General features: G+C 67.7%; 22 protein-coding genes. 10 read left to right on the top strand and 12 right to left on the bottom strand.

Translation table 11 applies throughout. The annotated features are described in order from the left end of the window. Positions 1-60: 60 nt before the first annotated feature. From OHS03_RS07620 to OHS03_RS07585, 8 genes are all read right to left on the bottom strand, one after another. A complete protein-coding gene (locus OHS03_RS07620; protein ID WP_328661876.1) occupies positions 61-744 on the bottom strand; it encodes a TetR/AcrR family transcriptional regulator in 684 nt (227 codons plus the stop codon). Positions 745-978: 234 nt separating this feature from the next. Next, positions 979-2136 carry a CaiB/BaiF CoA transferase family protein gene (locus OHS03_RS07615; RefSeq protein WP_328661874.1) on the bottom strand — a complete coding sequence of 386 codons (1158 nt, stop codon included), beginning with the start codon at positions 2134-2136 and terminating at the stop codon, positions 979-981. Further along, entirely contained in the window at positions 2133-4367 is a 2235-nt protein-coding gene (locus tag OHS03_RS07610) for an acyl-CoA dehydrogenase family protein (RefSeq protein ID WP_328661872.1), read from the bottom strand. Before OHS03_RS07610 ends, OHS03_RS07615 begins: the two co-directional genes overlap by 4 nt. A 2-nt stretch (positions 4368-4369) precedes the next feature. Then, the gene (locus tag OHS03_RS07605) at positions 4370-5248 is read right to left on the bottom strand and encodes an SDR family oxidoreductase (protein ID WP_056820622.1); all 879 of its coding nucleotides are present in this window, start codon (positions 5246-5248) and stop codon (positions 4370-4372) included. Between the two features lie 12 nt (positions 5249-5260). Next, positions 5261-6133, bottom strand: coding sequence for a MaoC/PaaZ C-terminal domain-containing protein (locus OHS03_RS07600; protein ID WP_328661870.1), 873 nt, complete (start codon positions 6131-6133; stop codon positions 5261-5263). After that, positions 6130-6570 (bottom strand): type II toxin-antitoxin system Rv0910 family toxin, encoded by a 441-nt coding sequence (locus OHS03_RS07595; protein ID WP_056820628.1) that lies wholly within the window; start codon positions 6568-6570, stop codon positions 6130-6132. The genes OHS03_RS07600 and OHS03_RS07595 overlap by 4 nt, the downstream gene beginning before the upstream one ends. Before the next feature lie 34 nt (positions 6571-6604). After that, positions 6605-7795: a lipid-transfer protein gene (locus OHS03_RS07590; RefSeq protein ID WP_328661867.1), complete on the bottom strand. Its 1191-nt coding sequence runs from the start codon at positions 7793-7795 to the stop codon at positions 6605-6607. Between the two features lie 162 nt (positions 7796-7957). After that, positions 7958-8116: a hypothetical protein gene (locus OHS03_RS07585; protein ID WP_156677555.1), complete on the bottom strand. Its 159-nt coding sequence runs from the start codon at positions 8114-8116 to the stop codon at positions 7958-7960. Positions 8117-8548: 432 nt separating this feature from the next. Between OHS03_RS07585 and OHS03_RS07580 the strand changes: the two genes are divergently transcribed. Genes OHS03_RS07580 through OHS03_RS07570 form a run of 3 tightly spaced genes read left to right on the top strand, consistent with a single transcriptional unit; the run spans position 8549 to position 11453 of the window. Beyond that, the gene (locus tag OHS03_RS07580) at positions 8549-9799 is read left to right on the top strand and encodes an ATP-binding protein (protein WP_328661865.1); all 1251 of its coding nucleotides are present in this window, start codon (positions 8549-8551) and stop codon (positions 9797-9799) included. Further along, positions 9799-10227, top strand: coding sequence for a roadblock/LC7 domain-containing protein (locus OHS03_RS07575; protein WP_328661863.1), 429 nt, complete (start codon positions 9799-9801; stop codon positions 10225-10227). Before OHS03_RS07580 ends, OHS03_RS07575 begins: the two co-directional genes overlap by 1 nt. A gap of 2 nt (positions 10228-10229) precedes the next feature. Further along, positions 10230-11453: a cytochrome P450 gene (locus tag OHS03_RS07570; protein ID WP_131816562.1), complete on the top strand. Its 1224-nt coding sequence runs from the start codon at positions 10230-10232 to the stop codon at positions 11451-11453. Positions 11454-11500: 47 nt separating this feature from the next. Here the strand turns inward: OHS03_RS07570 and OHS03_RS07565 are convergent, their stop codons facing one another. Together OHS03_RS07565 and OHS03_RS07560 are read right to left on the bottom strand one after the other, a co-directional pair. After that, positions 11501-12703, bottom strand: a complete 1203-nt coding sequence (locus OHS03_RS07565; protein ID WP_328661862.1) for a cytochrome P450 family protein — start codon at positions 12701-12703, stop codon at positions 11501-11503. 234 nt (positions 12704-12937) lie between these two features. Continuing rightward, positions 12938-13261 (bottom strand): hypothetical protein, encoded by a 324-nt coding sequence (locus OHS03_RS07560; protein WP_062981873.1) that lies wholly within the window; start codon positions 13259-13261, stop codon positions 12938-12940. 171 nt (positions 13262-13432) lie between these two features. On the opposite strand from OHS03_RS07560, the gene OHS03_RS07555 reads away from it, so the two are divergent. Continuing rightward, positions 13433-14230: an SAM-dependent methyltransferase gene (locus OHS03_RS07555; protein WP_328661860.1), complete on the top strand. Its 798-nt coding sequence runs from the start codon at positions 13433-13435 to the stop codon at positions 14228-14230. Between the two features lie 206 nt (positions 14231-14436). Further along, positions 14437-15504, top strand: coding sequence for a polyhydroxyalkanoate synthase family protein (locus OHS03_RS07550; protein ID WP_328661858.1), 1068 nt, complete (start codon positions 14437-14439; stop codon positions 15502-15504). Positions 15505-15577: 73 nt separating this feature from the next. On the opposite strand, the gene OHS03_RS07545 is transcribed toward OHS03_RS07550, so the two are convergent. Beyond that, the gene (locus OHS03_RS07545) at positions 15578-16204 is read right to left on the bottom strand and encodes a TetR/AcrR family transcriptional regulator (protein WP_062981879.1); all 627 of its coding nucleotides are present in this window, start codon (positions 16202-16204) and stop codon (positions 15578-15580) included. Positions 16205-16311: 107 nt separating this feature from the next. Between OHS03_RS07545 and OHS03_RS07540 the strand changes: the two genes are divergently transcribed. After that, complete coding sequence (locus OHS03_RS07540) at positions 16312-18234, top strand: acyl-CoA dehydrogenase family protein (RefSeq protein ID WP_328661857.1); 1923 nt, start codon at positions 16312-16314, stop codon at positions 18232-18234. Between the two features lie 14 nt (positions 18235-18248). On the opposite strand, the gene OHS03_RS07535 is transcribed toward OHS03_RS07540, so the two are convergent. Continuing rightward, positions 18249-18956 carry a TetR/AcrR family transcriptional regulator gene (locus OHS03_RS07535; protein ID WP_328661855.1) on the bottom strand — a complete coding sequence of 236 codons (708 nt, stop codon included), beginning with the start codon at positions 18954-18956 and terminating at the stop codon, positions 18249-18251. Positions 18957-19167: 211 nt separating this feature from the next. Here OHS03_RS07535 and OHS03_RS07530 point away from each other — a divergent pair, with 211 nt between their 5' ends. Genes OHS03_RS07530 through OHS03_RS07515 form a run of 4 tightly spaced genes read left to right on the top strand, consistent with a single transcriptional unit; the run spans position 19168 to position 23893 of the window. Then, on the top strand, positions 19168-20094 hold the full coding sequence (locus OHS03_RS07530; protein WP_328661854.1) for an alpha/beta fold hydrolase: 927 nt from the start codon (positions 19168-19170) through the stop codon (positions 20092-20094). A 21-nt stretch (positions 20095-20115) separates the two neighbouring features. Next, positions 20116-21894 (top strand): N-acyl-D-amino-acid deacylase family protein, encoded by a 1779-nt coding sequence (locus OHS03_RS07525; protein WP_328664123.1) that lies wholly within the window; start codon positions 20116-20118, stop codon positions 21892-21894. Further along, entirely contained in the window at positions 21891-22790 is a 900-nt protein-coding gene (locus OHS03_RS07520) for a metal-dependent hydrolase (protein ID WP_328661851.1), read from the top strand. Before OHS03_RS07525 ends, OHS03_RS07520 begins: the two co-directional genes overlap by 4 nt. Beyond that, entirely contained in the window at positions 22787-23893 is a 1107-nt protein-coding gene (locus tag OHS03_RS07515; protein WP_328661850.1) for a PDR/VanB family oxidoreductase, read from the top strand. The genes OHS03_RS07520 and OHS03_RS07515 overlap by 4 nt, the downstream gene beginning before the upstream one ends. Positions 23894-23952: the final 59 nt, after the last annotated feature.

Below are 23952 nucleotides of genomic sequence, written 5' to 3'. Positions count from 1 at the left end.
CTACCCAGTTTAGTGGTACCAGCGGTACCACACAAGGGTTGACGCTACCGCGTGTTACATCTAATTCTCCGCCGTCAGTTCGGCGATCGACGTCTGCGGATCGAGGGTGACGCCGACCTCGCGCAGACTGGCGTCGATGATCGCCCAGATGGCAACCTGCAGGTAGGACGACAGTTCGGCGGCGTCCATCGGCTGCATCGACCGGCTCAGCCACCGGTTGACGCTGCCGTCGACGAAGCTGACCAGGCCGAAGGCCATCGGTTCGGCGACTGCCTCCGGCGCGGACTGTGCCCGCAATGCGCTCGCGAACACCTCGCGCACGGTCCCCGCGATGGCGATCTTGGTCCCGGACACGATCGGTGAGTTGTGATCCTTGCTGGCACCGGATCCGGCCCCGAGGAAGTAGTGCAGACGCGGGTTGGTCGCGATCCAGCCCACATAGGCGTCGACGGAACGTGCGATCGCCTCGGTGACGGTGCCCTCGGGATTCAGGGTGGGCGCGAGTACTGCCATCAAGTCGTCGATGATGCGGGTGCGCAGCTGTTCGTCGAGGTCTTGGCGGTCCTTGAACAGGCGGTACAGGACCGAGCGAGGGACGCCGGCGAGGTCGGCGATCTCCTGGACGCCGACCGAGGCGCCCTGCGACTGCACGGCCGCGAGGGCGGCGGCGAGGATCAGTTCACGGCGGTCGGCGCGGTGGCGGTCCCAGCGGCTGGCTCTACCGTCGGTGCGCTGTGCGGTCACTTTCCTCCTGTCTTTTTGGAGCGCTGGCGCGCTCGAGCGGGGCCCTTCGGGCCCCCGATCTTCCCTCCCTCCGGGTACTCCTTCGTCGCACCCTCCACTCAGTCCAGATCGGGGCGGGCCCCTCCGGAAAGAGACCCATCGGGTTTGCCGAGACCGGAGAGGCGGTTTACCGAATACAACGACGAACTGTAGTGCAGCGGGTCGGGCCCGGAGGGCACCGGTGAGCGGCGGGCGTCAGGCGATCGCCCCGGCGCGGCGCAGACGGTCGGTCTTGTCGTCGCTGTAGCCGAGCTCGCGCAATACCGCGCCGGTGTCGGCGCCGGTGGCGCTGCCAGGGCGCGGCACCGGTGCGGGGGTGCGCCCGAAACGGGGGGCGGGCGCCGGCTGTCTGATGCCGCCGACCTCGATGAAGGTGTCACGGGCTTTGTTGTGCGGGTGCTCGTGGGCGTGCCACGGCGACAGCACCGGTGACACGCAGGCATCCGAGTCCGCGAACACCGCGGCCCACTCGTCGCGCGACTTGGTGGCGAAGGCCTCGGCCAGCGCCGTGCGTAGTTCCTCGGCGCTGTCGAGGTCGTACTGCGCGGGCAACTCGGCCGACGCCAAGCCGAGCCGGTCGAGCAGTTCGGCGTAGAAGTGTGGCTCGACGGCGCCGACCGCGACATATCCGCCGTCGGCGCAGCGATAGGTGTCGTAGTAGGCGCCGCCGCCGTCGAGCAGGTTCTCGCCCCGTTCGCCTTCCCACAGGCCCGCGGCGTGCATGCCGTGCACGAACGCCGTCAACAGGGCCGCGCCGTCGACCATGGCGGCGTCGACCACCTGGCCGAGGCCCGATCGCGTCCGTTCCTGCAGCGCGGCGAGCACACCGACGACGAGCAGCATTCCGCCGCCGCCGAAGTCGCCGAGCAGGTTCACCGGCGGAGTCGGATTCTGTCCGGCCCGGCCGAGCAGATCCAGCGCGCCGGCGACACCGATGTAGTTGATGTCGTGACCGGCGGCGTCGGCCAGCGGTCCGTCCTGGCCCCACCCGGTCATCCGGCCGTAGATCAGTCCGGGATTGCGGGCGGCGCAGGCGTCGGGCCCGATGCCCATGCGTTCGGCCACGCCCGGCCGGAACCCTTCGACGAGAATGTCGGCGGTTTCGGCCAGGCGAAGCACGACCTCCCGGCCCTCGGTCGATTTCAGGTCCACCGCGATGGAGGCGCGGCCGCGGTCGAGCACACCCGACGGGGCGAGCAGCCCCGCCGAGTCACCGACCCGATCCACGCGGATCACCTCGGCGCCGAGATCGGCCAGCACCATGCACGCGAAGGGACCCGGTGCGAGACTGGCGATCTCGATCACCCGCAGACCGGCGAGGGGTCCGCTCGTCCGAGAGCCGGGAGTACTCACCCGTTCACCGCCGCGTCCCGTGGCAGGCCGAGCATCCGTTCACCGATGACATTGAGCTGGACCTCGGTGGTGCCGCCGTAGATGGTGGTGGCACGGCCCGCGATCAGCTGTTCCATCGCGTGGTCGCTGCGCTCACCGGGCACCGACACCACACCGGCGACGCCGAGTTCGGCGACGACGTACTCCGAAATCGCCTGTCCCAGCGCCATTCCCAGCAGTTTGCCGACGCTGGACGTGGTGGACACGTCGATGCCGGACAGCTGCTTGAGCACCACCCGCGAACTGATCACGTCCACCGCTCGGCTCTCTGCCATGAGTTCGCCGAGCCGGTAGCGCGCCACCGGCGAGAGGTCGCGGCCGATCGCGAAACGCAGCAGGTCGGTGTCGGTGGCGTAGGCCTCCATCTTCTGACTCAGCGCCACCCGCTCACCGGCCAGGGTCGTGCGGGCCACGTGCCAGCCGTCGTCGACCTCGCCGACCACGTTCTCGTCCGGAATGAACACCTCGTCGAGGAACACCTCGTTGAACAGTGCCGATCCGGTCATCTCCCGCAGCGGGCGCACCGTGATCCCGGGCGAGGACATATCGAGCACGAAGTAGGTGATGCCTTCGTGTTTGGGCTTGTCGGGGCTGGTGCGCGCGATCAGCATCGCCCAGTCGGAGAACTGCGCGACCGTGGTCCAGATCTTCTGTCCGCTCACCCGCCAGCCACCGTCGACCTTGGTGGCCTTGGTGGTCAGGCTCGCCAGATCCGAGCCCGCGCCCGGTTCGCTGAACAGCTGGCACCACACCAGTTCGCCGCGCAAGGTCGGCACAACCAGTTCTTGTTTCTGGCGGTCGTCCCCGTGCGGAACGATCGCACCGACCGCCCAGGTGCCCATCAGCAGCTGCGGCATCTGGATGCCGGAGGCCTTGATCTCCTGCGCGATCACCACCTGCTCGAGCGGGGACGCCGAGCGGCCGTAGGGGCGGGGCAGGTGCGGGAGGTTCCAGCCGCCGTCGCCGAGGGCGACGAGCTGGTCGTCCTCGTCGTCGATCGCCGCGATCTCGGCGAGTTCGGCCCGGACCGCGGCACGGATCTGTTCGGCCTCGGCGGGCAGTTCCAGTTCACTGGACAGGGTCAGCCCCGACAGCGCGTAACCGGCTACCGCCTCGGCACGTTCGTCGCGCGCACCGAGCAGGCCACGCAACGCCAGGGCCCGCCGGTAGTACAGGTGCGCGTCGTGTTCCCAGGTGAAGCCGATGCCGCCGTGCACCTGGATGCACTCCTGGGCGACCTGTACCGCGGCGTCGGGAATGATCAGCGCGGCGACGGCCGCCGCGTAGTCGGCGGTGTCGTCGTCGCGATCGAGGGCGTACGCGGCGTCCCACAGCACCGCGCGCGCCTTCTCCAGCGCGATGCCCATCTGGGCGCACTTGTGTTTGACACCCTGGAACTGACCGATCGGCCGACCGAACTGCACCCGGGTCTTGGCGTATTCCGACGCGGTCGACACACACCACGACATCACGCCGACCGCCTCGGCGCCGAGCACCACCGCGGCCACCGAACGCACGCGCGCCGATGTCACATCGAGGACCGCATCGAACGAGACCGCGACCGAATCCGCGTGTAGGCGAGCCGAACCACGCAGCACGTCGATGCTGTCCTGCGCGCTGATCGTCAGATCGATGTTCTCGAAGACGACCCACCGCTGTTCGCCGGCGACGGTGACCGGCGCGATGACAACATCGGCCGACAGTGCCCCGAGTACGCCATCGGCGGTTCCGCTGACGGTCAACGTGCCATCGGTCAGCGTTCCGGTGAGGTTCGAGGTCAAGGCCACCGCACCGGTGCGCGATCCGTCCGCCAGCCCGGCGAGCCGTGCGGAAGCCGATTCCGACGTGCCCTCGGCGCGGGTGCCGGACGCGGCGGCCAGCACCGCGCCGGCGAGAACCGTCGGGACGAACGGGCCGGTGTGCAGGCCACGCCCGAGTGGTTCGAGTGCGACGGCCAGGGTCAGCAGACCGGCCCCCTGACCGCCGAGGTCCTCGGCGATATGCAGGCTCAGCAGATCCTGGGCGACGAGCGCGTCCCAGTACGGCAGTACCTTGCCCGAGTCGGTGGACTCGACCGCGGCCCGCACGACATCGGCCGTGACGGTTCGCTCGACGAATCCGGCGACCGAGTCGGCGAGGGCCAGATGGTCCTCGCTGACGCCGACCCCGAGCTCATAACTGTTGCGCGCCATGGCTAGTTGGTCTCTTTCAGCTGGGCGGCCACCTCGTCGATGGTCCACGGTCCGTCGGTTTCCACGGTGCGCACGTCGTGCCAACCGGCCAGCTCGACGATCGCACCGCCTTGCACGGCGAACACCTTGCCGGTGAGCGCGCAGTCGGCCGCGGCGAGGTGGGCGACCAGCGGTGAGATGTTGGCCGGGGCGAACGCGTCGAACTCGCCCTCGGGCACCTCGGCGGCGAACAGCGCACCCATACCGGGAGTCGCGAGGGTCAGTCGGGTGCGTGCGATCGGGGCGATCGCGTTGACGCGCACGCCGTAGCGTTCGAGCTCGTCGGCGGCGACCAGCGTCAGCGCGGCGATGCCTGCCTTGGCCGCACCGTAGTTGCCCTGACCGGCATTGGGCATGAACGTGCCGGAGGCCGACGCGGTGTTGATCACCGAGGCCGACACCGGGGTACCGGCCTTGGACTGTGCCTTCCAGTACGCCGCGGCGTGATGCAGGGTGGCGGCGTGGCCCTTGAGGTGCACCGCGATGACCGAGTCCCACTGCGACTCGTCCATGCCCGCGATGAACGCGTCGCGCAGGATGCCCGCGTTGTTCACCACGATGTCGAGGGTTCCGTACTCGCTGATCGCCTGGTCGACCAGCGCTTTCGCGCCGTCCCAGGTGGCGATGTTGTCGGTGTTGGCGACCGCGGTTCCGCCGGCGGCGACGATCTCGTCGACCACCTGCTGGGCCGGGCCCGCGTCGGTGCCGGTGCCGTCGTTGGCGCCGCCGAGGTCATTGACCACGACCTTGGCGCCTTCGCGAGCGAACAGCAGCGCGTGTTCGCGGCCGATGCCGCGACCGGCACCGGTGATGACCGCGACGCGACCGTCGAGTTTTCCCATGAGTCTTGTCTCCTAGTTGATTTCGACGCGGCCGTCGGTGATCGCGATCTGGCCCGCGGCTTCGGTCTCGAAGGCGTAGGCCCGCACGCCGGGATCATCGGATTCGGTGGGCCAGAAGGTGCTGGTGATGTCCTGGCCGGGCAGCACCGGCTTGGCGAACCGCACGGCGAGCCTGCGCAGGCGCGCGGTGTCGCCGTCGGCGAGTTCGGTCAGCGCGGCCCACGAGGTGAACGCCATCGTGCACAGACCGTGGTTGATGATGCCGGGAAGCCCTGCCATGCGGGCGATCTCGTCGTCGAGGTGGATCGGCATCGGATCACCCGAGGCCGGGGAATAGCGGAAGGTCTGGTCCTCGTCGATATGGGCGGTGACCTTCGCGGCCGGTTCAGCGGCCCGGTCCTCGTCGGTGATCCGGTGTGCGGGGGCGAGTTCGCCTTCACCGGGACCCGCGTCGACCTTGCGGAAGAACGCGGTCATCCACTGCTCGTTGACGAGTTCGCCTGCCGCGTCCCTGGTCTCGGCGTAGACGACCACCGTCGAACCGTTGGGTCGGCCCACGTAGCCGATCGGCTTGGCCCGTACCACCAGCTCGTCACCGGCCCGGATCGGCCGATGGAAGAGGAAGTCCTGCTCGCCGTGGACCAGCTTCATCAGCAGCTCCACAGGCGCGACCGACAGCGCGGCCGGCGCCATCGAGGTGAAGACCGGCACCACCGCGAACACCGGCGGCGCGATCTCGCCCGACAGGTGCGCGGCGATCGGATCATTGGTCGCCGCGGCGTACTGCGCGATCCGCTCGGCGGTGACCGAGAATCGCTCCTCGTCGGTCCACTCCCCCAGGCCGGAGCCGTCGAAGACGACTCCGGCCGATTCCGAGGTGGTCATGCGGCCGAGCCGACGAGCGCGGTGAACTTCTCCATCGACTCCTTCAGATCGGCTTCGGCGTGCTTGGCCACGGCCTTGCCGATCGGGCCCACGATCATCGCGCCCTTGAAGCTCGCGTCGAACGCGGCCTCCGAGCCCGTCTCGGTGGCCTCCACCTTCAGCGCGAATTCGATGGTGACACCGGCCATTCCGGCGCCGGTGATGCGCAGGAACGAGTTCGGGACGACCTCGGCGACGGTCCACTCGATCTTGTTGGCCATGTTCATCACCGACACGACCTCGGTGAAACGCGAGCCCGCGGCGAGCTCGGCGGGCAGATCGCCGCGCCAGCCCTGGTGGATGGTCAGCCATTCCTCCCAGTTGGCGAGATCGCTGAGACGGGCCCACGCCAGCTCGGGGGCGACGGGAAGCGCGGTGGAAACGGATACTGATGCCATGGGGTTTCTCCTGGTGTGATTCGGTGGGGGAAGTTCAGCGAACGGCGGGACGGTAGGCGGTCACCACGACCGCGCCACCGAGACCGATGTTGTGTTGCAAGGCGATGCGCGCGTCCGCGACCTGACGGGCGTCGGCGTCGCCGCGCAGCTGCCAGGTGAGCTCGCTGCACTGGGCCAGCCCGGTCGCCCCGAGGGGATGGCCCTTGGAGATCAGACCGCCCGACGGGTTGACGACCCACTGGCCGCCATAGGTGGTGGCGTTGTCGTCGACGAGCCGACCACCCTCGCCCGGTGCGCACAGGCCGAGGGCCTCGTAGGTCAGCAGTTCGTTGGTGGAGAAGCAGTCGTGCAGTTCGATGACGTCGATGTCGGCGGGGCCGATCCCGGCCTGCTCGTAGACCTTGCGCGCCGCGGTGCGCGACATGTCGGCGCCGACGAGGTTGATCGCGCTGTTGGTGGAGAAGGTGGTCTGCAGGTCGGTGACCATGGCCTGCCCGACGATCTCGACCGCGCGGTCGGCCAGGTTGTGCCGGTCGACGAAGTCCTCGTTGGCCAGGATCACGGCGCCGGAGCCGTCGGAGGTCGGCGAGCACTGCAGCTTGGTGAGCGGACCGTAGATCTGCTTGGCGTCCAACACTTCTTCCAGGCTGTATTCCTTCTGGAACTGCGCGTACGGGTTGTTCACCGAGTGCTTGTGGTTCTTGACGCCGATCTTGGCGAACTGCTCGGCGGTGGTGCCGTAGAGCTCCATGTGCTCCTTGCCCGCGGCGCCGAACATGTACGGCGCGGGCGGCATGGCGAACTCCTGCAGTTCAGCCAGCGCCAGCAGGTGCTTCATCATCGGCTGCTCACGGTCGTCGTAGGTCGACCCGAGCGAGCCCTTCTGCATCTTCTCGAAGCCCAGTGCGAGCGTGCACTCGGCGAGGCCGCCGCGAATCGCCTGCGCCGCGAGGTAGAGCGCGGTCGATCCGGTGGAACAGTTGTTGTTGACGTTGATCACCGGAATGCCGGTGAGGCCCAGCTCGTAGACCGCGCGCTGGCCCGAGGTGGACTCGCCGTACACATAGCCGACGTAGGCCTGCTCGACCCGGTCGTAGTCGATACCGGCATCGGCGAGCGCCTTGGTCCCGGCCTCGCGGGCCATCTCCGGATAGTCCCACTCCAGCGAACCCGGCTTCTCGAACTTCGTCATGCCGACGCCGACGACGAACACCTTCTGTGTCATGTACGCACTCCCGTGTGCCGTGTGTCCCGGATACCTGAGACACGGTGTCCATGTAATTTATGTTGGACACGGCGTCCAGGTCAATACCCCGGGGAATACAGCTCGAACACGACAAGGGCCGCACCGGTGACGGTGCGGCCCTGGGGGGTCATATCGGCTGAGTCAGCTCTGCTGGCCGAAACGGCGTGGTTTCTTCGCGCCCATGATGTCGGTCCACCACGATTGCAGCGGGCTCGGTTCGGGCCAGTGGACGGTCGGGTCTTCTTCCTCGGGGTCGGCGGGTGTCATATCGGGCGGGTCGTCGTCGAGATCGCTGGTCATGCAGGGCTCTTCCTCGGATCGATCGACGGCGCCGCTGCGGCAGACGAGGGTAAGGAATGAGAGCCGGTGACTCGGGGCCGAGTGCGGCGACGACGCGTTGGTCGCCGCTGGTCACGGCCGACCTGTATGTGTTCAACCGTACACGGCGAGGGTAGACCGCCGGTATCAATTCACGAGCCCTACACCACAATGCGAGTCACGTTCTGCGGCAACCCCTTTGGTGCACTCGGCAATTCGCACTGCTAACGTGTCCGGCATCGCCGAAACGCCGGGCAGCGAGCCCGGAATCGACCGAACTCACGCGCGCGGTGCCGAATTGTGGTGCGGCGCAGCTCTCGTGAGGGCAGGGCGTCGGCGAGAAGTCTCGTCGGAGAGACCGGCGAGGACCCGGCCACCACGGCTCTTCGGTCGGTACAAACGACAAAGGAACCGATGACTCCGACGCTCGCGGTCTTCTTGTTCTCCCTAGCAACACTGGTCCTGCTCGGCGCGGTCGCTGTCGCGCTACAGGCCCTGCGCAACGAACGTCAGATCCGCGGCCGCCTGGTGGTGGCCGAGCGCGATCTCCACGCCAAAGACGCGGCGATGAAACAGATGTCGCTCGCCCACGCCGAGGAACTGCGTGCGCGAGAACACGAGACAGTACTGGCCGAGCGGGCGGCCGACGAGCGCACCGCGGCGCAGGTGGAGGCGGCACAGGAACAAACGCGCGCCCAGGTCTCCGCCGACGCGCGATCCGCCACCAGTAACGCGGTCCGCGCCTTCGGCACCACCGTGGTGAGTCTCGGCGCCGACGTCGGCCAGGTCGTGAGCAACGCGCTGCGGGAGAACCGCAACGACGAGGTCTACGCGACGCTGACCCGCATCGATCACACGGTCCAGCAGATGATCCGCCAGGCGCAGGCCTACGTCATCGTCTCCGGCGGGCTGCCCGGCAGGCGCTGGCCGCAGCAGACCGTCGGCGACGTGGTGGGCGGCGCCACCGGCCGCGTGCGCGACTATCTGCGCGTGCGCACGGGCAACTGCGATCTCGTGGTCATGAGCCGGGCGGTCGAACCGCTGGTGCACACGGTCGCGACCCTGCTCGACAACGCGCTGCGCTACTCGCCGCCGTCGTCGTTCGTCGACATCTCCTACCAGCAGGGCCACCACGGCGTCACCGTGATCATCGACGACGCGGGTGTGCGGATGAGCCGCGAACAGATGGAGGAGGCCCGCCAGGTGCTCTCGGGCGAGCGCCTCGTCGACATCAACGCGCTCGGCCCGTCCCCTCGGGTGGGGTTCCCCGGTGTCGCCGCGCTCGCGCGCCGCTACGGCTTCGCCGCCTATGTCGACGGGCCCAATATCTACGGCGGCACCAGAGCGATGGTGTTCGTTCCCGCCGCCCTGCTCGTCACGGCCACCGAGGCGCACCGCCCCAAGCATGCCGAGGCGCCCGAACCGGTAGCACCGCCGCCACCCGTTTCCGAGATCAGCGCGTCGGCGCCCGAGCTGGACGTGGCCGAGCTCGACCGCACCACCGGTGGGCTGCCCAAACGCACGCGCCGCACCGTCGCCCCGGCCGACGAGCGCGTCGACACCGGCGAGGTACTGGCCCGCCCTGAGCTCGCGGCGGCCTGGCACAGCGGCTCCAGACACGGTCGCGCCGCGGCCGCTCGCTCGACGAAAGGGCACGACAGCTGATGGGTACTCCGATCGTGAACAGCACCAACCGCCTCGCGTGGCTGCTGGACGACCTGGCTCTGGACGGCGTCCGCTTCGCGGTGTTGTTATCCGAGGACGGCCTACGCGTGGCGCACTCCGGCGACATCTCCACCGATGACGCGGAGCGTTTCGCGGCCGCCGCGTGCGGGCTGCGTTCGCTGGGCAAGGTGCTCGGCGAGTTCTGCGGTGGACTCGCGAACACAGTGCGCCAGAACATGACCGAGTACGACGAGGGCATGGTCCTGATCACGGCTGCGGGCGCGGGCACCCTGCTCGGGGTCGCCACGACCGGCGATGTGGATCTCGCGCTCATCGCCCATCGCATGAACGAGCTGGCCGCCAGGGTCGGCCACGAACTCGGCGCGTCGCCGAGGCACCGATCCTCGACTCAGGAGTACTCGCTGTGACACTGGATGTTTCGCCGGACTCGCGCAGCGGCCAGGATCGGGTGCCGCTGTACTCGCCGGAATTCGCGGCCGACCCGCAGAGCACCTACCGTGATATGCGGCAGCGCTTCGGTTCGCTGGTGCCGGTCGAGCTGGTGCCTGGGGTCCCGGCCACCCTGGTGATCGGCTACCGCACCGCGGTGCAGATTCTCAACGATCCCGACCATTTTCCCGCCGACCCGAAGATGTGGCAGCGCGACATCCCCGCCGACTGCCCGGTGCTTCCGATGATGCGCTACCGCCCCAACGCGATTCGCACCGCGGGCGCGGAGCACACGCGCCACCGGCAGGTCACCGTCGCGGGTCTGGCGGGAGTCGACCTGTACCAGCTGCATCGCACCGTCGAGCAGATCGCGATGCCGGTGATCAACTCCTTCTGCGCCGACGGCAGCGCGGATCTGTTGAGCCAGTATGCCTTTCCCGTCATCTTCGCCACCATCAACGCGATGCTCGGCGTCCCGGCCGACATCGGCGGGCGGGTGGCGACCGGGATGGGGCAGATGTTCGAGGGTGGCGACACCGCGGCCGCGGGCACGCAGATGATGGAAGACGCGCTCTACGACCTGGTGCGGCTCAAGCAGAGCGAACCCGGCGACGATGTGACGACCCGGTTGGTGCAGCATCCGCAGCGGCTCACCGACGAAGAGTTGATGAACCAGGTGCTCACGCTCTACGGCGCGGGGATCGAGCCGATGCTCAATCTCGTTCTCAATACGGTGCGGCTGATGCTCACCGATCAGCGTTTCGCGGGCAGCCTGCTCGGCGGCAGCCTGTCCACGCGCGACGCCCTCGACGAGGTGCTCTACACCGACCCGCCGATGGCAAATTTCTGCACCACGTATCCGCGTCAGCCGATCCTGGTCGACGATGTGTGGCTGCCCGCGCATCAGCCGGTCGTCATCAGCATGGCCGCGTGCAACAACGATCCCGCGATCGGGACCGGCGATTTCCTCGACAACCGCGCGCACCTGGCGTGGAGCACCGGCCCGCACGGCTGCCCGGCGAAGTCCCCGGCCTACCTGATCGCCCAGGAGGCCATCGACCAGCTCCTCGACGCGTTGCCGGAACTCGAGCTGGCGGTCCCGGCGGAGGAATTGGTCTGGCGGCCAGGGCCTTTCCACCGGGCGTTGGCCGGCCTGCCGGTGGTGTTTCCGAGCACCGCACCCCTGGTGGTACCCGGCCTCTGATCGCCGTGCTCGGCCGACCGAACGGGTCGGCCGAGCACGTTGAGACGCTATCCGCCGTGGACGTAGGCGGGCAGGTGGCGGTGACCGTTGGAGATGAAGCTGGGCACCGTGCCGAGGTCGGCCACGGGAGCGGCCAGTCGGAGGTCGGTGAACCGTTCGAACAGGGCGGGCAGCGACACCAGCGCCTCCAAGCGGGCCAGCGGCGCACCGAGGCAGTGATGCGCCCCGTAGCCGAATGCCATGTGCGACTGCTTTTCTCGCGTGGGGTCGAACTCGTCGGCGGTGTCGCCGTGCAGCTTCGGATCGCGCGCGGCACCGGCGTAGCTCGCCAGAATCGGGTCACCCTTGGCGATCTGCACACCGTCGATGTCGATATCCTCCACCGCGAAGCGCAACGGCAGGTGCGCGACCGGCGACTCGAATCGCAGCGTCTCCTCGACCAGATCGGGCCAGGTGATCGTGCCCGCGCGCAGGCCCTCGAGCACATCGGGCCGGGTGAGCAGCGCAGTGATGGCCTGGTCGAGCAGGTTCACGGTGGTCTCGTGACCCGCCGAGATCACCAGCAGCAGCGTGCCGACGAGCTCTTCCTCGGTGAGCTGGCCCTCGTCCTCGTCTCGCTGGACGATCAGCAGGCTGGTGATGTCGTCGCCGGGCTGCTCGCGCCGCAGCGCCACCAGTTCACCGAGGATCCGGTACATCTCCATGTAGTTGGCCTGTGACTGCTCCGGGGTGAGCGTGGTGTCGAAGATGCCGTCGACGCACGTGCGCAGGCCCGGGTTCAGCGACTCGGGCACGCCCATCAGTTCCGAGATCACCTGGATCGGCAGCGGGTAGGCGAACTGCTCGCGCAGGTCCACTGTCTGACCGGCCGGGGTCCGCGCCAACTCGTCGAGCAGTTCGTTGGTGATGCGCTCGACCTGTGCGCGCATGGCCTCGGTGCGCCGCGCGGTGAAGGCCGGCGCCACCAGCTTGCGCAGCCTTCGGTGCTCGGTGCCGTAGGCGGTGAACATGTTCGGCGCCGAAACCCACAGGTACAGCGGCCAATCCGGGGGGATCTCACCGGCGACGAAGGCGGGCCAGTGCCGGCTGGCGTCCTTGGACACCCGCGGATCGACGAGCAGCTTCTCCAGCAGCGCGGCATCGGTGATCGACCATGCCTGCACCCCGCCGGGCAACTCGACCCTGGCGGCGGGACCGTGGGCCCTGATCTCGACGAGCTCGCCCTGAATGTCTTGCCCAGTCGGATCCATTACGACCCGATTCGTCACCGTTTCCACTGCGAAACCTCTCGATCACCCGGTGCCCCGCGGACCCCGGTTCTCCGCGATCGCAACGAAACATCTTGCTGGACTAGACCTTACGGTCCGTTAGCGATGCTACCGGCCGAACGTGTCCGTCGCAGTGAACATGTGAAATGCCAGGCACGCGGTGAGATCGGAGTTATCGTCGCCATTGGAGGGGATACCCAGCGACCTGCGGCGGGGTCACTTGGGCACGAGCACCCCGGTCAGATCGGCTTCCCGGATGGGGGTGTCCGGGTTGGCCTGCGCCCCGCACATGAGATCGATGGCGGCGACGGACAGGTCGATCTGGCTCGCATCCGGCTTCGCGTCCTCACCACGCTCCTGTTCGAGGAACTTGGTCACCGTTGTCCGCCTGTCGTCCGAGCTCTGGGCGGTGTACTCGCTACAGGGGGTATCGCCGCCCTTGTTGATCGCCTTCTCCACCTGGTCACACCCGGTGCCGAGCAGGGTGATCGCGGCCGCGGTGAGCACGGTGGCCACAGCATTTCTGCGCAGTGTCGTCATGTGACGGCTTTACCCGATTTCCGCCGATGAACGCAGCCGAGGGGTTCGGCGGATTGGACCGACCGTTACGGCATGAATCTTGTACTGTCGCAAACAGATCAGATGCTATGTCGCTGGTGGTTCTCCCCTGGGTGGGGCGCGCCACCGTCAAAGTTGCAGAGGAGCAAGGTTATGGCCGACGTGCAGACACCCGTGATCAGGACCGACATCCCCCACTCCGCGCGGATCTGGAACTACTGGATGGGCGGGAAGGACCACTACGAGATCGACAAGATCGCCGGCGACGCGGGACTGGCGGTCGACCCCGACATCTCGACCATGGCCGTGCAGTCCCGACAGTTCCTGATCAGGACCGTCCGCTTTCTGGCGAAGGAACGCGGGATCAAGCAGTTCCTCGACATCGGCACGGGCCTGCCCACGATGCAGAACACCCACGAGGTCGCCCAGGGCGTCACCCCGGAGGCCAAGGTGGTCTACGTGGACAACGACCCACTGGTGCTCACCCACGCGCGCGCACTGCTCACCAGCACCACCGACGAAGGCGTCACCACCTACATCGACGCCGACTTCCACAATCCCGAACAGATCCTCGCCGACGCGCGCAACGTCCTGAACTTCAACGAGCCGATCGCCGTGATGTTCATGGGCGTGCTCGGACACGCTCAAACCTACGACGACCTGCTGCGCATCGTCCACACCGTCATCGGCGCGGTGCCGTCGGGCAGCCACCTGATCTATTGGGACGGCACCGACGACAGCCAGGCCTACGTCACCCTGTGCGAGAACTACACCGGCACCGGCGGCACACCGTACATCCCGCGCACGCAGGCCCAGGTCCGCGGCGTCTTCGACGGTCTGGAAGTAGTCGAACCGGGCGTCGTCTCGATCACCCAGTGGCGCCCGGAGACCACCGAGGTAGGCCAGGTCCTCCCGATCTCGGCCTACGGCGCGGTCGCCCGCAAACCCTGACGCACGCCGTGGACGGCAGCGGTCACCGCTGCCGTGCAAGCACAGCACTACGCCCCGTTCGTACTCGAACGGGGCGTCGACGTTGTTCAAGGTAATACGGAGCGGCGGTTCACCTGCGGATTCGGACGACTCCACGGGAGCAGATAAGGTGCTACAGGGAGTTACAGCTAGTTTTCTCCCGCCGCCTCGACGTTCCGGAGAATTACATGGGCACCCTGTCGGTTGCACTACGCAACGTGGTCGCGCTCTTCAGTGACGGTGTCGAGCCGTACGCGCCGACGCCGTCGGACATCGTCTACGACCAGCCGCACCGCAGGCTGCTGCGCTACCGCCGCTCCACCCCCGCCACCGGCGATCCCGTACTGCTCGTGCCACCGCTGGCGGTGACGATTTCCTGCTACGACATGCGGCCCAGCCAAAGCCTGGTGCGATTCCTGCTCGAGCTGGGGCGCGAGGTCTATGTACTCGACTACGGCGAGATCACCTACGCGGACCGCGATCTCGGCTTCGAGGAGTGGGTCGACGACATCGTGCCGACGGCGATCGAGGCGGTCAGCGCGGACAACGAGCACTCCCCCGTCGAGCTGATCGGCTGGTCGTTCGGCGGCACCATCAGCGTGCTCACCGCCGCCGGGCACGCCGACCTGCCGATCGGGTCGGTCACGGCGGTGGGAACCCCGTTCGATCAGCGCCGCAACGGTCAGATCTCGTTGGCCCGCAGGCTCGGACAGCTCACCGGCGGACGCGAGGTCACCCTGCCCGTGCGCGTGGCCGGTGGCGTCCCGAAGTACGGGGTGCGCGCCGGTTTCCGGATCCAGTCGATCGACCGCGAGCTCACCAAGCCCTGGTACATCGCCCGCAATATCGCCGACACCGAAGCGCTGGCCCGTATGCAATCGGTGGATCGGTTCATGGACACCATGCCCGGCTATCCGGGCCGGTTCTATCGCCAGGCCTACCGGCAGTTGATCATCCGCAACGAAATGTTCAAGGGCACCGTGCATCTGGGCCCGCAGCGCGCGATCGATCTGACCGGACTCACCGCGCCGACGCAGCTGATCGGCGGCACCAAGGACGCGCTGGCCTCGTCGGCGTCCGTCGCGGCGGGCACCGGGGTCCTCTCCGGCGCGGCGGAGGTTCGCTTCACCGAGGTGCCGGGAAGCCATCTCGGCATCATCGCCGGGCCGACCGCCCGCGACACCACCTGGGCGACGATCGCGGAATTCCTCAACAGCGCACGGCTGTCCGCCCGGACACCGTCGCCCACCCACTGACCGAACGACCGACGAACCGGGGTCGAGCAGCCGCGCCCCCGTTCATCGGGACGGATCACCTACGGCGCGGACATCACGCGCTGCGCATGGCTCGGTAGACGGCCGAGCCGACGAAGGCACCGAGGTCATCGGGATTCCACTCGTCCTGGTTGGCGAACAGGGTTCGGACCGCACTTTCGGCGGCCGAGACCCACAACTCCACCAGCGCGGGCAGCTTGCGCTCGGCGTCGTCGATTCCCCAGGCCTGCAAGGTCGGACGCAGCAACGCCGTGCAGCGCTCGACCGCCAGGCGTCGACCTCGTCCGAAGGAACCGGCGACCGCGGGGTCGGGGTTGCCGTAGATCAGCCGCCAGGCGTCGGGCCGCTCGGCCGCCTTGTTGAGCAGAGTACGGAAACCCTCGACGAACACCGTCTCGTCGGCATCGGTCGCGCGCGGCGGCAGCACGTCGAGGACCCCGGAGATCAGATAGCTCTCCTCGCGCCGGATCAACGCGTCGATCAGCTCGACCCGGTCAGGGAAACACGCGTAGATCACCGGGCGAGTGACCTTCATATAGTCGGCGACCGCGCCCATCGTGACCGCGGCGACGCCGTCGTCGGCGGCGATGGCCAGCGCTGCGTCGAGTACCTGTGGTCTGCGCCGCTCGGGGCCGAGGTGCGCGGCCCGCCCTCGCCGCTGCACTGCCGTCTCGCTCGCCATGCGGCCACAATAGCAACCCACCCGGCGTTCCTACACCGATGTACGAAAATGCTACAGTGGCGAATGAAGCGTCCGACCGTGCAGGACGCCCCGCAGGAGGAGCGACGATGCCCCAGGATTTCTTCAACCCGAACACCGCCGACTTCGCGCAGTTCGATCCGGACACGCGCAGGCTGTTGCGCGCGATGGTCGACTGGTTCGAGACTCGCGGCAAGACTCAACTGCTCGATGACGATCGGTCCCGTGTCTGGCCTGCGGAGTTCCTCGATTTCGCGAAGAAGGAGCGCCTGTTCGCCACCTTCCTCACCCCGGCGGCCGAGGCGGGCGGTGACCCGAACAAGCGCTGGGACACCGCGCGCAACGCCATGCTGAGCCAGATCTTCGGCTTCTACGGCATGACCTACTGGTACGTCTGGCAGGTCACCATCCTCGGCCTCGGCCCGATCTGGCAGAGCAGCAACAGCGCGGCCAAGAAGAAGGCGGCGGCCCAGCTCGAATCCGGCGAGATCTTCGCGTTCGGGCTGTCGGAGAAGGAACACGGCGCCGACGTGTACTCCACCGACATGATCGTCGACCCGCAGCCCGACGGTGGCTACACCGCGACCGGCGGCAAGTACTACATCGGCAACGGCAACCTGGCCTCGATGGTCTCGGTCTTCGGCCGTCGGTCGGACAAGCCGATCATCGACAGCGCCGCGGCGTTGCGGGGCAAGCCGACCCAGGAGGATTACGAGGGGTATCTCTTCTTTGTCGCCGACTCCCAGCACGACGCGTACAAGCTGCGCAAGAATGTCGTCAACAGCCAGATCTATGTCGCGGCGTTCGATCTCGAGAACTACCCCGTCGCCGAGGAGGACATCCTCCACCGCGGCGAGGACGCGTTCCACGCGGCGATGAACACGGTCAACGTCGGCAAGTTCAACCTCGGCTTCGGCGCGGTCGGCGCGTGTGAGCACTCCTTCTACGAGGCGATCGACCACGCCGAGAACCGGATTCTGTTCGGGCACAGGGTCACCGAGTTCCCGCAGGTTCGCGCGCTGATCACCGATTCCTACGCGCGCATCGCCGCGATGAAGCTCTACAGCGCACGCGCGGTGGACTACATGCGTTCGGCATCGCCGGACGATCGTCGCTACCTGCTGTTCAACGCCATCGAGAAGATGTCGGTGACCCGGCAGGGCCAGCGCGTCATCGAAGACCTCGCCGACGTGATCGCCGCGCGCGGGTTCGAGAACGACATGTACTTCCCGGTCGCGATGACGGCCATGTTCGGCCTCCCGCGACTCGAGGGCACCGTCCACGTCAACATGGCGCTGTCACTGAAGTTCATGGCCAACTACATGTTCCACCCCGCCGATGCCGGCCTGGCCGCGATGCAGTCGCTGCCGGGCGCCGCGGTGGCATCCAAGGGGGCCACCCGCGCGGTCGCCGGTGCGCTGACCTGGTCCAGTCGCAAGATCACCCCGCGTCTCGGCGCGGTCGTGAAGCCGCTGCGAGCCGAATTCGCCAGTGCCGCCTACGCTCCGGTGCCGTCGCGCCACGACACCGCCGACGACGAGTTCCTGTTCCGGCAGGGCCCCAGCAGCGGCCTGGGTCGCATCCGCTTCGCCGACTGGCGCCCGGTCTTCGAGAGCTTCGGCGACATTCCGAACGTGGCGGTGTTCCTCGAGCAGGTACTGGCGCTGCAGGCTCTGCTGGCGGTGGCCTCACCGACGTCGTCGCAGCAGCAGGACGTGGACTTCCTGTTCGCGTTCGGTGAGCTGTTCACCGCCGTGCCCTACGCGCAGTTGGTGCTGGAGCAAGCGGTCATCGACGGCACCGATCCGGCGGTGATCGATCAGATCTTCGACGGCTTCGTGCGCGCCTTCTCCGCCAACGCGCTCAACCTGCACAACAAGCCGACCGCCACCCCCACTCAGCAGCGCCGGGCCCTCGACCTGGTGCGACGGCCGGTCTTCGACCAGGCTCGTTTCGAGCGTGTACTCGGCACAGCGCGCGCGCTGGCCGGAACGTACGAGATGAAGGCCTGACCCGGCAACCGGAGTCAGTCGGGCGGCGGCGCGGTTTCGGTGATGGTGGCCAGCGTCGCCGCCACCGACATATCGGGCTTGATGACCACGCCCTTCTCCCGGAGAAAGCCGTCGAACAACTGGACGACGGCATTGGTCGTCCGATCGACGAACAATGCCGTCGGTTCCGGCAGCGGGACAGGATCGGTGTCGAGCCAGAGATCGGTGACGGCCATGACGAAACCGACGATGCCGCGCAGCAGATGATCGATACCGTCGGTATCGAGCGCGACCGAGGACAGCACACTGCGGCTGCGCTCGGCGAGATCGTGCGAGAGGCGACGACCGATGTCCAACGGCCGAGCGGACGGGTCGGCGCTCGACACGCTCTGGGTGAGCACCAGAAAACGGAACACATCGGGATGCTCGGCGATGACCCCGGCGTAGGCGGTGAGGAACCGATGGATCGTGGCCCGTGGCGGCTGCATGATCAGCGAAAGATCCGGCGCGACGGCGGCGTAGACCTGCGCGACGAGCCAATCCGACACCGCGCCGTCGAGTTCGGATTTGTCGGCGAACATCCGGTACAGACGCGGTTTGGCCACGCCCATCTCCCTGGCCAACGTTTCCATGCTCACCTGGGGTCCGTCGCGGTCGATGCACCGCACCGCACCCGCGATGACTTGTTCGCGGGTGAGCAACCGTACTGGCGACCGGCGCACCGGCCTCGACGATGTAGTCACTGTTCTCCCTGATCCGCCCTTCGCGTACGGCCAGGATAGCGGCGTGCGGCAACGGCTCCGCCGCCCTGTCACGGGCAGTCTCGGCGGTCTTGTTGACAGCGGGCCGCGAGATCCTCAAGATATTCCCGATACCCCGCGTACCGCATATCGGTACCGTCGGTACTATCGATTGTGCGCGGAGCAACGAAGCCCCGTGCGGAAGGAGTCTCGTATGACGCGCGAAACCGGCACCGACAGTCCCGGGGCAGCGTCATCCAGATCGCATCTGGTGCGCAACGGCGACATATCGCTCGCTGTCTACGAATTCGGTCCCGAAGACGGCATTCCGGTGGTCCTGGTCCACGGGTGGCCCGATACCCATCATCTGTGGGACGGCGTCGTGCCGCTGCTGTCGGGCAAATATCGCGTGATCTCCTACGACACTCGCGGGTACGGCCGATCCAGCGCGCCGACCGAGGTATCGGCCTACGAGCTGAACCGACTCGCGACCGACTTCTTCGCCGTGGTGGAGGCCGTCAGCCCCACCGAACCCGTGCACGTCGTGGCCCACGACTGGGGCTCGGTCCAGGTCTGGGAAGCGGTGTGCGAGCCGGGCGCGGACCAGTACGTGGCGTCGTTCACCTCGATCTCGGGCCCGAACCTCGACCACCTGGCCACCTGGATGCGTCGTGGCGTGCTGTCGGGTACCCCGCGCGGCATCTGGGGCACGCTCAGCCAGTGCCTGTCCTCGGCCTACACGACCTTCTTCATGCTGCCGATCCTGCCGGGCCTGTTCTTCCGGCTCGTGGGCACCGAGAAGAGCTGGAAGTTGTTCCTCCGCGTGATCGAGGGCACCCCCGCCGAGCAGATCTCACTGGCGCCGACCCTGAAACAGGACATGATCTCGGGGCTGCGCTTCTACAAGGCCAACATCATCGCCCGCATGTTCGGACCACGGGAACGACGCACCACCGTTCCGGTGCAGTTGCTCGTGAACACCCGTGACATCGCCGTGCGCCCCGCGGGCTACGACGACACCGCGAAATGGGCCGATCAGGTCGTGCGCCATGACCTGTCGCGCGGGCACTGGCTGCCCTACTCCGACCCCGCCGCGATCGCCGGATACGCCGACGCGTTCATCCAGGCTCAGCCCAAGTAACGACGAATGAGAGAAAAGCCAATGCTCGATTTCGACATCGTCATTACCGACGGTCGCTGGTTCGACGGCACCGGAGCCGCGTCCGCACAGCGCACTATCGGCATCCGCAACGGCATCGTCGAGGCCGTCTCGGTGGACCCGCTGCCGATCGGCGCCGATACCGAGGTGATCGACGCCGCGGGCAAATGGGTGCTGCCCGGCTTCGTCGACGTCCACACCCACTACGACGCCGAAATGCTGATCAAGCCCGAATTATCGGAGTCGCTGCGCCACGGCGTCACCACCGTCGTCGTCGGCAATTGCTCGCTGTCGACGGTCCTTGCCTCCAACGCCGACTGCGCGGATCTGTTCAGTCGCGTCGAGGCCGTGCCCCGCGACGCGGTCCACGGTGCCCTCGACAAGCACCGCACCTGGTCGGATCCGGGCGAGTACGCCAAGGCGCTCGACGCGCTGCCGTTGGGCCCCAACGTCGCCGCGTTCCTCGGACACTCCGATCTGCGCACGCATGTGCTCGGGCTCGGCCGCGCGGTCACCCGCGATACCAAACCCACCGCCGCCGAGATCGAGCAGATGACCACCCTGCTCGACGCGGCGGTCGACGCCGGGTTCCTCGGGCTGTCGTCGATGACGAACAAGCTCGACAAGATCGACGGCGACGAATACCGGTCGCGGTCGCTGCCGTCGACTTACACCCGCGGCAAAGAGGTGCGCGCGCTCAACAAGGTGTTGCGCAAGCGGGACCGGGTGCTGCAGAGCGCCCCGACGGTCAGTCTGAGCCCCAACATCGCCAAGTTCTTCCTCGCCAGCGCCGGCATCGGCCGACCCCGGCTGCGCACCTCGCTGCTGTCGGCGGCCGACTCCAAGGCCTATCCGCCGCTGGTGTGGTTCATGCTCTACGCCGCGCCGCTGCTGAATCGCTTCGCCCGCACCAACTTTCGGTGGCAGCATCTGCCCGTGCCGTTCACCGTCTACGCCGACGGTATCGACCTGGTGGTGTTCGAGGAGTTCGGCGCCGGCGCCGCGGCCCTGCACCTCAAAGACCAGGTCGAACGCAACGAGCTGCTCCAGAGCGAGCCGTACCGTCGCTGGTTCCGCAAGCAGTACGACAACAAGTTCACCCCCCGCATCTGGCATCGCAATTTCTTCGACGCCGAGATCATCGCCTGCCCCGACGAGTCGGTGGTCGGCAAGTCGATCGGCCAGGTCGGCAAGGACCGTGGCCTGCACCCGGTCGACGCCTACCTCGACATGGTTGTCGAATACGGCCCGGCGCTGCGGTGGCGCACGACGATCGCCAACGATCGCCCCGACTACCTGAACAAGCTCGCCGCGAGCCCGGGCGTGCAGATGGGATTCGGCGACGCGGGCGCGCACCTGCGCAACATGTCGTTCTACAACTTCCCGCTGCGTCTGCTCGAAAGAGTGCTGCGCGCCCAGGAATCCGGCAAGCCCTTCCTGAGCACCGAACGTGCCGTCCACCGCCTCACCGGCGAGCTCGCCGACTGGTATCAGATCGACGCCGGTCACCTGCGCGAAGGCGGTCGAGCCGACCTGGTCGTCATCGACCCGGCCGGACTCGACGAGCAGGTACACCAGCTCCACGAAGCGCCGCTGCCCGAATTCGGCCTGGACCGGATGGTCAACCGCAACGACCGCGCCGTCGTCGCGACCGTCGTCAACGGCCGCCGCGTTTTCGGCGCGGGCGAAGTAGCACCCGGTATCGGCACGGACTGGGGAACCGGGCGGTTCCTGCGCGCAGGACATGCCGACTCCGCTCCCCTCGCACAGGAGACCCGATGAAACTTTCGAACCGTCGTGCGGCCAAGACCCCGCGCACACCTGATGTCGCCTTACAGGCACGCAATGTGAAGTTCGACTGGACCTCGGCACCATTGCACTGGATGCCGTCCGAACCGATCGCCTCGCACGTGGTGAACTCGCTGAACCTGCTGCTGCCCGAGGGCGAGCGGATGTTCTGCGCCACCTACCGCGACGCACTCCCCTACGTGCGGGACGCGAAGGTACGCGAGGCGATGCTCGGGTTCATCGGCCAGGAGTCGATGCACGCCGAAACCCACGCCAAGGTGCTCGATCAGGTTTTCGCCGCCCACCACATCGACACCGCGCCCTACACCCGCCAGATGGAGTACGTCTTCCGCAACTCGCTCGGCGCGCGCGAGGGCAGCCCGCAAGCGGCCCAGACCCGCCTGGTCGAACGGTTGACATTCATCGCCAGTCTCGAGCACTTCTTCGCCTGGCTCGGTGACTGGATCCTCAACGCCGACTTGGAATCCCACGGCGCCGAGCCACGCGTGCTCGACCTGTTCCGCTGGCACGGCGCCGAGGAAGTCGAGCATCGCAGCGTCGCCCACGATGTCGCGATCTACTTCGGGGCCGGGTACATCCGGCGGGCGGGGATCATGCTGCTCGTCATCCCGATCCTGCTCAGCTTGCTCGTGCGCGGCACGAAGTACCTGGTCAATCAGGATCCGGAGCTGCCGAATATCGGCTACCCGCGGCTGATCTGGAAGATTCTGGGAGCGATGTGGCGCGGCGCGCTGCCCGGCATTCCGGCCCTGCTGATCAGTGCCGGGTCCACGTTCAACCCGCGCTACGACCCGGCGAATGTCGGTTCCACCGAACAGGCGATCGCCTATCTGGCCAAGTCACCGGCAGCCAGGGCGGCGGACCGGTGACCGTCTACCCCGCACCCACGGTGATCCCGCCGGATCTGTACGGCAAACACGAGCACGACCCGACGACCAGAGTGCTCGACACGGTCGCCAACCTGCGCGTGCGCTGGTCGACATTGATCAACCGCCGCCCCCTGCTCACCAGGGCCGACGACGCCCGCTTCCCGGTGGTCGTCACCGACCGGGCGCTGGTGGCCGAGGACCAGGCCGTCATCACTCTGGGGCTGGGCGCACCCGATGGCGCTCAGCTGCCCCGGTGGGCGCCGGGCGCGCACATCGACATCCAGCTCCCGTCCGGGCGGCTGCGGCAGTACTCGTTGTGTGGCGACCCGGCCGAAACCGCGGAGTACCGCATCGCGGTGCGCCGCATCCCGCACGGCGGCGGCGGGTCGATCGAGATCCACGACGAGCTGCCGGTCGGCACCGCGGTGGTGATCCGCGGGCCGCGCAACGCGTTCCCGTTCGCACCTCCTGGTCGTGGCTCGTCGGCGAAACGCCTGCATTTCGTCGCGGGCGGCATCGGCATCACCCCGATCCTGGCGATGGCGCGGGCCGCCGACCGGCTCGGCATCGCCTGGACCCTGGTCTATTGCGGGCGAAGCCGCGACACCCTGCCCTTCCTCGACGAGCTCGCCGAACTTCGCGGACACGTGGTGGTGCGCACCGATGACGAGCACGGAACACCCAGTGCTACAGATCTTCTCGACGGCGTCGACCACGACACGGCGATCTACTGCTGTGGACCCACTCCGATGACAGCCGTCTTGGTCGCCGCTGTGCGCACGATGCCCGGCATCGAGTTCCACTCCGAAAGGTTTTCTCCCGCACCGGTTGTCGACGGCACCGCGTTCGAGGTGGAGTTGACGAGCACGGGTGAGGTCATCGCCGTCGGCGCGGACCAGACCATGCTCGACGCACTACTGGCGGTGCGCCCCGACCAGCCCTACTCGTGCCGCCAGGGCTTCTGTCGCACCTGCGTCGTCCGCGTCACCGACGGCACACCCGACCACCGCGACGGCGCGCTGACCCCCGAGGAACACGCCGCCGGAGTGACGCTGGCCTGCGTCTCCCGCTGCGCGGGAAAGCGCCTGGTTCTCGACCTCTGAGCCCGAGCGTAGTTTTTCCCGTCTCATCCCCCACGGGGGCAATCGGCATCGAAGAACAC

It is taken from the genome of Nocardia salmonicida (assembly GCF_036142455.1).
GTDB classification, from domain to species: domain Bacteria; phylum Actinomycetota; class Actinomycetes; order Mycobacteriales; family Mycobacteriaceae; genus Nocardia; species Nocardia salmonicida.
This window is presented reverse-complemented; position numbering and strand designations above follow the sequence as displayed.

Bases quoted from the DNA above. Each gene is read 5' to 3' on its own strand.
- OHS03_RS07610 (WP_328661872.1), bottom strand. From the start codon at position 4,367: ATGGCGCGCAACAGTTATGAGCTCGGGGTCGGCGTCAGCGAGGACCAT.
- OHS03_RS07605 (WP_056820622.1), bottom strand. From the start codon at position 5,248: ATGGGAAAACTCGACGGTCGCGTCGCGGTCATCACCGGTGCCGGTCGC.
- OHS03_RS07600 (WP_328661870.1), bottom strand. From the start codon at position 6,133: ATGACCACCTCGGAATCGGCCGGAGTCGTCTTCGACGGCTCCGGCCTG.
- OHS03_RS07595 (WP_056820628.1), bottom strand. From the start codon at position 6,570: ATGGCATCAGTATCCGTTTCCACCGCGCTTCCCGTCGCCCCCGAGCTG.
- OHS03_RS07590 (WP_328661867.1), bottom strand. From the start codon at position 7,795: ATGACACAGAAGGTGTTCGTCGTCGGCGTCGGCATGACGAAGTTCGAG.
- OHS03_RS07585 (WP_156677555.1), bottom strand. From the start codon at position 8,116: ATGACCAGCGATCTCGACGACGACCCGCCCGATATGACACCCGCCGAC.
- OHS03_RS07580 (WP_328661865.1), top strand. From the start codon at position 8,549: ATGACTCCGACGCTCGCGGTCTTCTTGTTCTCCCTAGCAACACTGGTC.
- OHS03_RS07575 (WP_328661863.1), top strand. From the start codon at position 9,799: ATGGGTACTCCGATCGTGAACAGCACCAACCGCCTCGCGTGGCTGCTG.
- OHS03_RS07565 (WP_328661862.1), bottom strand. From the start codon at position 12,703: ATGGATCCGACTGGGCAAGACATTCAGGGCGAGCTCGTCGAGATCAGG.
- OHS03_RS07560 (WP_062981873.1), bottom strand. From the start codon at position 13,261: ATGACGACACTGCGCAGAAATGCTGTGGCCACCGTGCTCACCGCGGCC.
- OHS03_RS07555 (WP_328661860.1), top strand. From the start codon at position 13,433: ATGGCCGACGTGCAGACACCCGTGATCAGGACCGACATCCCCCACTCC.
- OHS03_RS07550 (WP_328661858.1), top strand. From the start codon at position 14,437: ATGGGCACCCTGTCGGTTGCACTACGCAACGTGGTCGCGCTCTTCAGT.
- OHS03_RS07545 (WP_062981879.1), bottom strand. From the start codon at position 16,204: ATGGCGAGCGAGACGGCAGTGCAGCGGCGAGGGCGGGCCGCGCACCTC.
- OHS03_RS07540 (WP_328661857.1), top strand. From the start codon at position 16,312: ATGCCCCAGGATTTCTTCAACCCGAACACCGCCGACTTCGCGCAGTTC.
- OHS03_RS07530 (WP_328661854.1), top strand. From the start codon at position 19,168: ATGACGCGCGAAACCGGCACCGACAGTCCCGGGGCAGCGTCATCCAGA.
- OHS03_RS07525 (WP_328664123.1), top strand. From the start codon at position 20,116: ATGCTCGATTTCGACATCGTCATTACCGACGGTCGCTGGTTCGACGGC.
- OHS03_RS07520 (WP_328661851.1), top strand. From the start codon at position 21,891: ATGAAACTTTCGAACCGTCGTGCGGCCAAGACCCCGCGCACACCTGAT.